12 protein-coding genes are annotated in these 10452 nt (G+C 74.1%); 7 read left to right on the top strand and 5 right to left on the bottom strand.

Annotated features, from left to right (window positions below):
- Positions 1-217: 217 nt before the first annotated feature.
- The 6 genes from ACFV61_RS10245 (at position 218) to hemB (ending at position 7143) form a co-directional block, all read left to right on the top strand.
- On the top strand, positions 218-964 hold the full coding sequence (locus ACFV61_RS10245) for a 3'-5' exonuclease (RefSeq protein WP_063348854.1): 747 nt from the start codon (positions 218-220) through the stop codon (positions 962-964).
- Between the two features lie 107 nt (positions 965-1071).
- Positions 1072-1959: a redox-sensing transcriptional repressor Rex gene (locus tag ACFV61_RS10240; protein ID WP_363375013.1), complete on the top strand. Its 888-nt coding sequence runs from the start codon at positions 1072-1074 to the stop codon at positions 1957-1959.
- Between the two features lie 100 nt (positions 1960-2059).
- On the top strand, positions 2060-3397 hold the full coding sequence (locus ACFV61_RS10235) for a glutamyl-tRNA reductase (protein ID WP_380491041.1): 1338 nt from the start codon (positions 2060-2062) through the stop codon (positions 3395-3397).
- Positions 3398-3438: 41 nt separating this feature from the next.
- Complete coding sequence (gene hemC, locus ACFV61_RS10230; RefSeq protein ID WP_380491039.1) at positions 3439-4449, top strand: hydroxymethylbilane synthase; 1011 nt, start codon at positions 3439-3441, stop codon at positions 4447-4449.
- Complete coding sequence (locus ACFV61_RS10225) at positions 4446-6095, top strand: bifunctional uroporphyrinogen-III C-methyltransferase/uroporphyrinogen-III synthase (RefSeq protein ID WP_063348857.1); 1650 nt, start codon at positions 4446-4448, stop codon at positions 6093-6095. Before hemC ends, ACFV61_RS10225 begins: the two co-directional genes overlap by 4 nt.
- A 67-nt stretch (positions 6096-6162) precedes the next feature.
- Positions 6163-7143: a porphobilinogen synthase gene (gene hemB / locus ACFV61_RS10220; RefSeq protein WP_380338110.1), complete on the top strand. Its 981-nt coding sequence runs from the start codon at positions 6163-6165 to the stop codon at positions 7141-7143.
- A 92-nt stretch (positions 7144-7235) separates the two neighbouring features.
- On the opposite strand, the gene ACFV61_RS10215 is transcribed toward hemB, so the two are convergent.
- The 3 genes from ACFV61_RS10215 to ACFV61_RS10205 all read right to left on the bottom strand — a co-directional run bounded on the left by ACFV61_RS10215 (position 7236) and on the right by ACFV61_RS10205 (position 8523).
- Positions 7236-7502 carry a hypothetical protein gene (locus ACFV61_RS10215; protein ID WP_380491037.1) on the bottom strand — a complete coding sequence of 89 codons (267 nt, stop codon included), beginning with the start codon at positions 7500-7502 and terminating at the stop codon, positions 7236-7238.
- 254 nt (positions 7503-7756) lie between these two features.
- The gene (locus tag ACFV61_RS10210; RefSeq protein WP_380431020.1) at positions 7757-8101 is read right to left on the bottom strand and encodes a rodlet layer protein; all 345 of its coding nucleotides are present in this window, start codon (positions 8099-8101) and stop codon (positions 7757-7759) included.
- Positions 8102-8178: 77 nt separating this feature from the next.
- A complete protein-coding gene (locus ACFV61_RS10205; protein WP_031063477.1) occupies positions 8179-8523 on the bottom strand; it encodes a hypothetical protein in 345 nt (114 codons plus the stop codon).
- Between the two features lie 302 nt (positions 8524-8825).
- Here ACFV61_RS10205 and ACFV61_RS10200 point away from each other — a divergent pair, with 302 nt between their 5' ends.
- Positions 8826-9482 carry a hypothetical protein gene (locus tag ACFV61_RS10200; protein ID WP_380491035.1) on the top strand — a complete coding sequence of 219 codons (657 nt, stop codon included), beginning with the start codon at positions 8826-8828 and terminating at the stop codon, positions 9480-9482.
- Positions 9483-9561: 79 nt separating this feature from the next.
- Here ACFV61_RS10200 and ACFV61_RS10195 read toward each other — a convergent pair whose 3' ends face one another.
- Both ACFV61_RS10195 and ACFV61_RS10190 read right to left on the bottom strand, forming a co-directional pair.
- Positions 9562-9942, bottom strand: a complete 381-nt coding sequence (locus ACFV61_RS10195) for a hypothetical protein (protein WP_350878444.1) — start codon at positions 9940-9942, stop codon at positions 9562-9564.
- Between the two features lie 118 nt (positions 9943-10060).
- Positions 10061-10330: a chaplin gene (locus ACFV61_RS10190; protein WP_380491033.1), complete on the bottom strand. Its 270-nt coding sequence runs from the start codon at positions 10328-10330 to the stop codon at positions 10061-10063.
- Between the last annotated feature and the right edge of the window lie 122 nt (positions 10331-10452).

Here is a 10452-nt window from a genome sequence, read left to right as displayed (position 1 = left end):
CATATTTGGGGGGGGGCCGCGACACCCGGCGGGCCCCCACCGGGCGCGGTTGCGCGGGCCCGGGGCCCCCCGGGCCCCCCCCCCCCGCGGGGGGGGGGGCGGTTCGCCGAATCGTTGTCAAAGACACCCCGGTCCGGCTTGAGCCGGGGCCGGTTGGTCGGCTTACGATCGAACGCGTTTGCGCCCAAGGGGGGCTGAGCACACGAGGAGTGCCGCCATGCTTCCCGGCCCGACCCCTGGGACGCCCGAAGCCCCGCCGGGCGCCCGGGGCTTCGCCGTGGTGGACGTGGAGGCGACCGGCCGCAGCCCGTGGCGGCACCGGGTGGTCGAGATCGCGGTGGTCCTGCTGGACGAGCGGCTGCGACCGGAGGCGGAGTTCGCCACCCTGCTCGACCCGCTGGGCCCGGTCGGTCCGACCCATGTGCACCGGATACACCAGGCAGATGTCGAGGGCGCCCCGCGCTTCCGGGAGATCGCCCCGCGGCTGCTGGAGCTGCTGGCTGGCCGGGTGCTGGTGGGTCACCACGTCAGCTGCGACCACGGATTCCTGGATCGCGAGTTCGCCCGGATCGGGGTCGCGCTGCCGCCCGTGCCGCTGCTGTGCACGATGCGGCTGGCCCGCGCCCACCTGCCGCAGGCCCGCGGCCACGGCCTGGCGGCCTGCGTGGAGGCGGCGGGCCTGGGTTGGTACCCGGCGCACACCGCGCTGGGCGACGCCCGGGTGACCGCCGAGCTGCTGCGGCACTGCGTCGGCGTCCCGTCCTGCCCGCCGGACGACTGGGCGGGCCCGCTGCGCGAGGCGGCCCGGGTGCCCTGGCCGCGGCTGGGCCGGGCCCGCTCCCGTTCGTCCGGCACGCCCGTCCCGCTGGTGCGCCGGGAGGCGCCGTACGGCCCGTGGCTGCCCGGGGTGCCCGCCCCGGCCGTCCTCCTGACCGAGCGCGGTGCTATGGGTTCGACGGCGTGATGCGCATCACTGTGTGGGGACAAAACGGACACCATCTTTGTGCACACGTTCACAAACGCATAGCCTGGCTGCCAAAGCCCAGCTTCACCCACAGGAGCACCGTGGCAATCGGCCGATCACCACAGAGCAGTTCGCAGACGCCCGACCAGGGCGCCGCGCGCCGACCCTCGCGTGCCCGGGGCATCCCGGAGGCGACCGTCGCCCGCCTCCCCCTCTACCTGCGCGCGCTCACCGCGCTCTCCGAGCGTTCGGTGCCGACGGTCTCCTCCGAGGAGCTGGCCGCCGCCGCCGGCGTGAACTCGGCGAAGCTGCGCAAGGACTTCTCCTACCTTGGCTCCTACGGCACCCGCGGCGTCGGCTACGACGTCGAGTACCTCGTCTACCAGATCTCCCGCGAGCTGGGCCTGACCCAGGACTGGCCGGTCGTCATCGTCGGCATCGGGAACCTCGGCCACGCCCTCGCCAACTACGGCGGCTTCGCCTCCCGCGGTTTCCGGGTGGCCGCCCTGCTGGACGCCGACCCGAACGTGGTCGGCGGCAGCGCGGCCGGCCTGCCGGTGCGGCACATGGACGAGCTGGAGTCGATCGTCGAGAGCCAGCACGTCTCGATCGGTGTGATCACCACCCCGCCCGGTGCCGCCCAGCAGGTCTGCGACCGGCTGGTGGAGGCCGGCGTCACCAGCATCCTCAACTTCGCCCCGACCGTGCTGACCGTCCCGGACGGCGTGGACGTGCGCAAGGTCGACCTCTCCATCGAGCTGCAGATCCTGGCCTTCCACGAGCAGCGCAAGGCCGGCGAGGAGCCGGACCGCACCGAGTCGGTGCTGGACCGCGCCCCGGGCCCGGTCCGGGCGGCGGCCGCCAAGCTGCGCCGCGCGGCGGGGGGCAACGGCAAGGGCCGCGGCACCGCCGAGACCGCGGCCAAGGACCAGGCCGAGCAGGGCCAGTCCGGCAAGGGCGGGGAGGGCGATCTCCCCGCGGTGATGCCCGCATGAGCGAGCGAGTCAGTCGCAGGGCGCAGCTCGTGCGGAGCACCCGCCGAGTGGTGCGGGGCGGCCGCATGAGTACGGACAACCGTGGGACCTGGGGGCGGGCGTGAGTCTTCTCGTCGTTGGACTGAGCCATCGCACGGCGCCGGTCGGCGTGCTGGAGCGCGCCGCGCTGACCGGTGAGGTGCCGACCCGGCTGCTGCACGACGCGGCCGCCACCGCGACCGTCGCCGAGGCCGCGCTGCTCAACACCTGCAACCGGATCGAGCTGTACGCGGACGTGGACAAGTTCCACGCCGGCGTCGCCGAGCTGTCGCTGCTGCTCGCCCACCACAGCGGGGTGGACCTGGAGGAGCTGACCTCCCACCTCTACGTCCACTACGAGGACCGCGCCGTCCACCACCTGTTCTCGGTGGCCTGCGGCCTGGACTCGATGGTGGTCGGCGAGGGCCAGATCCTCGGCCAGCTGCGCGACGCGCTGGCCACCGCGCAGGAGGAGCACACCGCCGGGCGCGGCCTGAACGAGCTGTTCCAGCAGGCGCTGCGGGTCGGCAAGCGGGCGCACAGCGAGACCGGCATCGACAAGGCCGGCCAGTCGCTGGTGACCTTCGGCCTGGAGCAGGTCGCGGCGGGCGCGGGCGGGATCGCCGGCAAGCGGGCGCTGGTGGTCGGCGCGGGCTCGATGAGCTCGCTGGCCGCCGCCACCCTGGTCCGCTCCGGCGTCACCGACGTGCTGATCGCCAACCGGACGCCGGCCCGCGCCGAGCGCCTGGTCGAGATCCTCGGCTCCGGCGTGGCCCGCACCCTGGACCTGGCCAAGGTGCCGGAGGCGCTGGCCGACGTCGACCTGGTGATCTCCTGCACCGGCGCGGCCGGTGTGGTGGTCAAGGCCGGGGACGTGGCCGCCGCGGTCGCCGCCCGCACCGCCGACCAGCCGCTCGCCCTGCTCGACCTGGCCATGCCGCGCGACGTCGACCACGCCGTGCACGAGCTGCCCGGCGCCCTGCTGGTGGACCTGGAGAGCCTCTCCCACGCGCACGCCGCCACCCCCGGCGCCGGTGACGTGGACCAGGTCGGCCGGATCGTCGCCGACGAGGTGGCCGCCTTCGGCGCCGCCCAGCGGGCCGCCCGGATCGCGCCGACCGTGGTCGCGCTGCGGGCGATGGCTTCCGGCGTGGTCTCCGCCGAGCTGGGCCGGCTGGACTCCCGGCTGCCCGACCTGGACGAGCGCTCCCGCGCGGAGATCACCCAGACCGTCCGCCGCGTCGTCGACAAGCTGCTGCACGCCCCGACCGTCCGGGTGAAGCAGCTGGCCGCCGAGCCCGGCGGCGCCTCCTACGCGGACGCGCTGCGCGAGCTGTTCGACCTCGACCCGGCGGCCGTGCACGCCGTGTCGGGCACACCCGTCGGCGGCCCCCAGCCCTCGGGCGGGGGCGCCAGATGAACCGTCAGCCATCCCACGAGTACCACCGGGACGATCACCTCATGAATGGTCAACCGATCACGGAGCAGACTCCGGCCGCCACCGCGACCCTGCGGCTCGGCACCCGGCGCAGCGCGCTCGCCATGGCCCAGTCGGGCATGGTGGCCCGCGAGGTCACCCGGGTCACCGGGCGCCCCGTCGAGCTGGTCGAGATCACCACCTACGGCGACACCTCCCGGGAGGCGCTGGCGCAGATCGGCGGCACCGGCGTGTTCGTCTCCGCACTGCGGGACGCGTTGCTGGAGGGCCGGATCGACTTCGCCGTGCACTCGCTCAAGGACCTGCCCACCGCCGAGCCGGAGGGCCTGGCGCTGGCCGCCGTCCCCGAGCGCGAGGACGCCCGGGACGCCCTGGTCGCCGCCGAGGGCCTGACCCTGGACGAGCTGGTGGAGAAGCTGGCCGGCGCCGGCCGCCCGGCCCGGATCGGCACCGGCTCGCCGCGCCGGATGGCCCAGCTGAACGCCTGGGCCACCGCCCGCGGCGCCGCGCTGGAGACCGTCGCGATCCGCGGCAACGTGGACACCCGGATCGGCTACGTGATCAGCGGCGAGCTGGACGCGGTGGTGCTGGCCACGGCCGGCCTCAACCGGCTCGGCCGCAGCGCCGAGATCTCCCAGCACCTCGACCCGGAGCTGATGGTCCCGGCCCCCGGCCAGGGCGCGCTCGCGATCGAGTGCACCAGCGCCGACACCGACCTGACCGCCGCGCTCGCCGCCCTGGACCACGCCCCCACGAGGGTCGCCGTGGTCGCCGAGCGGGCCCTGCTGGCCACCCTGGAGGCCGGCTGCTCGGCTCCGGTGGCCGCGCTGGCCACCTGGGTCCGACCGAACGAACTGCGGCTGGAGGGCGTGGTCGGCGACCCCGACGGCGCCGCCCTGCTGAAGATGTCCGCCAACGGTCCGATCGTCCTCGACGAGACCGCCGAGCAGCACGCGACGGCCCTCGGCCGCGCGCTGGCCGCCCGGCTGCTCGACGCGGGCGCGGCCACCCTGATGGGGGAGCGAGCCCGATGAGCCCCACCGCCGCCACCGAAACCCCGTTCCCGGGCGGCCAGTCCGCCACCGGACGGTGCACCTTCCTGGGCGCGGGCCCCGGGGACCCGGGGCTGCTGACCCTGCGCGCGGTCGAGGTGCTGTCCTCGGCCGACATCCTGGTCGCCGACCCGCTGACCGCGGTCGCCGTGCGCACCCACTGCCCGGCCGGTGTGCAGGTGCACACCCCGGTCGCCGAGGGCGCGGACTTCAACCTGGCCCGGCTGGTCGCCGAGGCCGTGCGGGCCGGCAAGCACGTGGTCCGCACCGTCGACGGCGACCCGGGCCTGGACGGCTGCGCCGCCGAGGAGATGCTCAGCTGCGCCGGCGACGGCATCCCCTTCGAGGTGATCCCGGGCGTCGCCCAGTCGGTCGGCGTCCCGGCGTACGCGGGCGTCCCGCTGCGCGGCGCGGCCGGCACCGACGTGCGCTTCGTGGACGGCACCGCGCTGCTGGCCGGCAGCCCGGTGGACCTGGGCGCGCCGGAGACCACCCTGGTGGTCCGGACCACCCTGGGCCAGCTGCCGGCCACCGCGGGCGCCCTGGTCGCCAACGGCCGCAAGCCGGAGTCGGCGCTGAGCGCCACGCTCTCCGGCACCACCACCCGCCAGCGGACCTTCACTTCCACCCTGTCCGGCATCGCCGCCGACCTGAAGGCCGCCCGGGTGCTGCCCTCGCCGGTCTCCGCCCCGGTGGACCCGGCGACCTCGGTGATAGCCGTGGTGGGCGAGCAGGTCGCCCACCGGTCCTCGCACTCGTGGTTCGAGACCAAGCCGCTGTTCGGCTGGAACGTGCTCGTGCCGCGCACCAAGGAGCAGGCCACCGGCCTGTCCGAGCAGCTGCGCTCGTACGGCGCGGTGCCGCAGGAGGTGCCGACCATCGCGGTCGAGCCGCCGCGCACCCCGCAGCAGATGGAGCGGGCCATCAAGGGCCTGGTCACCGGCCGCTACGAGTGGATCGCCTTCACCTCGGTGAACGCGGTCCGGGCGGTCCGGGAGAAGTTCGAGGAGTACGGCCTGGACGCCCGCGCGTTCGCCGGGATCAAGGTCGCGGCGGTCGGCGAGACCACCGCGCAGGCCCTGGTGGACTTCGGCGTGAAGCCGGACCTGGTGCCCTCCGGCGAGCAGTCCGCGGCCGGCCTGCTGGAGGACTGGCCGCCGTACGACCCGGTGTTCGACCCGATCGACCGGGTGCTGCTGCCGCGCGCCGACATCGCCACCGAGACCCTGGTGGCCGGCCTGGTCGAGCTGGGCTGGGAGGTCGACGACGTGACGGCGTACCGGACGGTGCGCGCCTCGCCGCCGCCGGCCGAGACCCGTGAGGCGATCAAGGGCGGCGGCTTCGACGCGGTGCTCTTCACCTCGTCCTCGACCGTGCGGAACCTGGTCGGCATCGCGGGCAAGCCGCACAACGTCACGGTCATCGCCTGCATCGGCCCGGCCACCGCCAAGACCGCCGAGGAGCACGGCCTGCGGGTCGACGTGATGGCCCCGGCGCCGTCGGCGGCCGCGCTGGCCCAGGCGCTGGCAGACTTCGGGGCCAAGCGCCGCGACACCGCCACGGCCGCCGGCGAGCCGGTCTACCGGCCCAGCGAGCGCCGTCCGGGTTCGCGCCGCAAGGCCCGCTGACACCCTCGGGACCGGGGGCGGCGATCCGTCGCCCCCGGCACTGCACAACCGTTCGGAGAGAGAAGCCGTGTCCGCTGAATTCCCGTACGTACGCCCGCGCCGGCTGCGCCAGAGTCCGGCGATGCGCCGCCTGGTCGCCGAGACCCGGCTGCACCCGGCGGAGCTGATCCTGCCGCTGTTCGTCCGCGAGGGCGTCAGCGGGCCCGTCCCGGTCACCTCCATGCCGGGCGTGGTCCAGCACAGCCGGGACACCCTGCGCAAGGCCGCGGTGGAGGCGGCCGAGGCGGGCCTGGGCGGCCTGATGCTGTTCGGCGTGCCGGCCGTGCAGGATGCCACCGGCAGCGAGGGCACCAACCCGGACGGCATCCTCCAGCAGGCGATCCGCGACGTGGTCGCCGAGGTCGGCGACGCCCTGGTGGTCATGTCCGACCTCTGCCTGGACGAGTACACCGACCACGGCCACTGCGGCGTGCTGGCCGCCGACGGCAGCGTGGACAACGACGCCACCCTGGAGCGCTACGCCGAGATGGCCCGGGTGCAGGCGGACGCGGGCGTCCACCTGGTCGGCCCGTCCGGCATGATGGACGGCCAGATCGGCGTGATCCGGCGGGCGTTGGACGAGGCCGGGCACCAGGACGTGGGCATCCTCGCCTACACCGCCAAGTACGCCTCGGCGTTCTTCGGCCCGTTCCGTGAGGCGGTCGGCTCCTCGCTCAAGGGCGACCGCAAGAGCTACCAGCAGGACCCGGCCAACGCCCGTGAGGCGCTGCGCGAGCTGGAGCAGGACCTCGCCGAGGGCGCCGACCTGGTGATGGTCAAGCCGGCCATGGCCTACCTGGACATCCTGCGCCAGGTCGCCGACGCCTCCCCGGTGCCGGTCGCCGCGTACCAGGTGTCCGGCGAGTACGCGATGGTCGAGGCGGCCGCGGCGAACGGCTGGATCGACCGGGAGCGGATGATCATGGAGACGCTCACCTCGATCCGCCGGGCCGGGGCCGAGCAGATCCTCACCTACTGGGCGGTCGAGGCCGCCGCGATGCTCAAGTAGCCGGTGCCGCAAGGCAGGGCGTTCAAGTAGCAGGCGCAGGGCAACGAGAAGGCCGGGCCGCTCCCCGTGGGGGCGGCCCGGCCTTCCGGGTCCTACTTCCAGCCGTTGATGTGCGCGAAGCCCTCGCCGCCGCCGATCACGTCGGTGGAGGTGGCGGCGCCGCCGCCGAAGCCGCCGGCGATGACGTCGCTGGTGTGGCCGACGCCGAAGCCCGCACCGGCCGCGAACGGCTGGTCGCCCGAGGCGACGAACTCGCCGCCGCCCGCGAAGCCGACGTGCGCGAACGCCGGGGTGGCGGCACCCGCGAGCGCCAGCGCGGCGGTGGCGGTCAGTGCGGCCTTGGCCAGCTTGCTCTTCATGGAAATGCCCTCTCTTTCGGAGCGCCCCGGCGGGCGCTGCCTCTGACACGTGATCACATCCGGCCGTTCGGGTCGGCGCCCCACGCGCCGGTCCGAACGCCCGCTCACCCGGCCGGTCCGCACCTGTTCGGCGGTCGGCCGGACACCTCGCCCGTGGCGCCTTGAGCACCCGTGGCGCTCGTAGCGCCCGTAGCGCCCGGAGGGCCCGGGGAGACGTACCTCCCCGGGCCCTCCGTCCGTGCCGTGCCCCTTGATCAGCCGATCAGGTGCGAAACGCCCGCGTCGCCCGAGGACTGGGTGTTCTGGCCGACGTTGCAGATCTGCTTCGGGGTGCTGTTCAGGATCGGCACCTCGACCGGAACCGCGACGCCGACCACGGCGACGGCGATGTTGTGGATCTCCGGCAGGCAGATGTTCGCGTTGTCCAGGGTGTGGAAGTTCGGGCTGCCGTTGCCGTGGGTGCCGGTCTGGTTGGTGCCACCGTTGCCCTGGACGGAGGTGGCGGCGCCGTCCGCGTCGACGATGGCGGAGGCCGAGCCGGCGGACATCGCGATGGCGGCGGCGGCCAGGCCGGCGGCGGCGAGGGACTTCTTGATCATTTCCGGTTTTCCTCTCGAGGGGTGAATCGGGGAGCGATTCGAAGGGTGGTTCAGGGGGAGTGCAGCTGGGGGAACGGTCAGCCGACCAGGTGGGACACGCCCGCGTCGCCGTGGCTCTGGGTGCCCTGGCCCTGGGTGCAGTACTGCTTGCCACCGCTGTTGGCGATCGGGACCTCGACCGGGACGGCCACGCCGAGCACACCCACCGCGATGTTGTGGATCTCGGGGAGGCAGACGTTCGCGTTGTCCAGGAAGTGGAAGTTCGGGCTGTTGTTCCCGACCGTGCCGGTGAAGTTGGTGCCGCCGTTGCCCTCGATGGAGGCTGCGGCGCCGTCCGCGTCACCGATCGCCGAAGCGGGCGCGGCGGCGGCGGCCAGCGCGGCGACGGCCAGGCCGGCGGCGGCGAAGGACTTCTGGATCATGGGGAGATCCCTCTCTGAAATGCTCTTGGTTTCCGTGCGTACAACGCGTAGAACGCTCAGACCCGGTCTGCAGTCACTGACGTCCAGATCAAAGAATGACGGCACGGAAGGTTACGGGGATTTTTGAAAAGAGTCCGGGAGGCGCGTCGTAGGGTGGTTTCCGGTCGGATTATTAGGCCGAACCGGTTAACCGCCGCAATCCGTACCAACGGTCACTCGTTGAGGCAGATTGCTTTCCGGCTGCGCCCCGCAGCCCCTCCCTTCAGGGATCTCCAGTACGGACAGGCAGAACGGTGAAAAGCATGAAGTTCTCCAAGCGGGCCGGCGCGATGCTGTTGGCGGTCGGTGCGGGCATGCTCGCCTCCCAGGGAGCGGCCAGTGCCGCCCAGGCCAGCCCCGACCAGGTCGGTGCCCTGGAGGACAAGCTGGCCACCCAGCAGGTCCCGGCGGACGTGCCGCTCACCCCGCTCGGCAGCCGCGTCACGGCCGGCATCCCGACCTCGCTGCTCCTGCCGCCGGCGCCCGGCCGCACCACCAGCACCGAGCTCATCCCGGACCGGCTGGTCCCCGAGCTGCAGACCGGGAAGGTCGGCCCGAGCGCCAAGGCCCAGCTGCCGCTCCCCCTGGTCGACCAGGGCGCCGACCTCGGCCAGGTGCTGCTGGAGGCCCCGGCCGCGCCACTGCACGCCGACACCCCCGGCCTCGCCGTCGGCAAGCCGCTCGCCCTCGTCCAGGACGGCACCGGCCAGCTGGCCGACGGCCGGCTCAAGGTGGGCGAGGTGGACCCGCGACTGGTCACCGGCACCGTGCAGGCCGTCCCCGGGGCCACCGCCAGCCTCGGCGACGACGACCACCCGATCTCGGTCACCGACAAGGTGGGCGACCTGGCCGCGACCACCACCGCGACCACCACCGGCGTGGTGCAGCAGACCGGCCTGACCGACCTGACCCAGCTCTGAGCCCAGCGGCTCCGGGCACGGTGGAGCCCGGCACCCCGGACGCGACCGGGGTGCCGGGCTCCCGTCTGCGCCGGGCGGCTCAGCCCGGCAGCACGCCGGTCAGCCCGCCGACCAGCGGGAGGTCCCGGATGCCGCCGCCCGCGCTCAGCGGGCCGGTCAGCCCGCCGGTGCCGACCGGGGCCAGGCCCTGGTCGGGCTTGACGGTCGCGCCGTTGTTGAGCACGTCGGCCGAGGAGTTCGCCCACGGGTCCAGGCGCAGGTCCTTGACCGGCGCGAGCCCGTAGCCGAGGCCGGAGGTCGTCCCGTTCAGCGCCTGACCGACGTCGGTCTTCGCCAGCTTGGCCGGGCCCGACGCGGGGGCCGAACCGGTCGTGGTGGCGGCCTGCGCCGAACCCGCGCCGAGCAGCATCGTGGCGCCGACGGCGACGACCAGGCAGGCCCCGCTCTTCTTCGAAACCATGCGGATCACCCTTCGGTGGATCGGGGGCCGGACGGCCACCGGCCGCCCGGGGATGCCGAACTGCCCCCCGGCCGGCTGGTCGGGGGGCAGTACGGCCGGAACGGGTGCCGATCGGGGATCAGCAGTCGTCCGCGGGCGGCGGGGGGAGCTCCACGTTGGCGCAGGTGTTGCCGAAGGCCGGGTTCAGCAGGCCGACGATGTTGATGGAGTTGCCGCACAGGTTGACCGGGATGTGCACCGGGATCTGGACCTGGTTGCCGGAGACGACACCGGGGGAGCCGGCGGCCACGCCCTCGGCGCCGGAGCTGGCGGCGGCGGACCCGGCCGCGCCGAGCACCAGGCCGGCAGCGGCGGCGGACAGGACGGCGGCCTTCTTCACGTTCTGCATGGGGGTTGATCTCCTCGATCACACACGGGTGGAGCGTGCCGCGCCCCCCCCCCCCGGGGGGCGCCCCACGCGGAAAAAACCGAGCGCCCGGGGGCGGCCCCCCGCGAACCCGCCGGCTATTA

This window comes from Kitasatospora sp. NPDC059817 (assembly GCF_042731835.1).
Classification (GTDB): Bacteria; Actinomycetota; Actinomycetes; order Streptomycetales; family Streptomycetaceae; genus Kitasatospora.
Note: the sequence above shows the minus strand (reverse complement) of the source record. Positions and strands in the feature narration are given on the sequence as shown.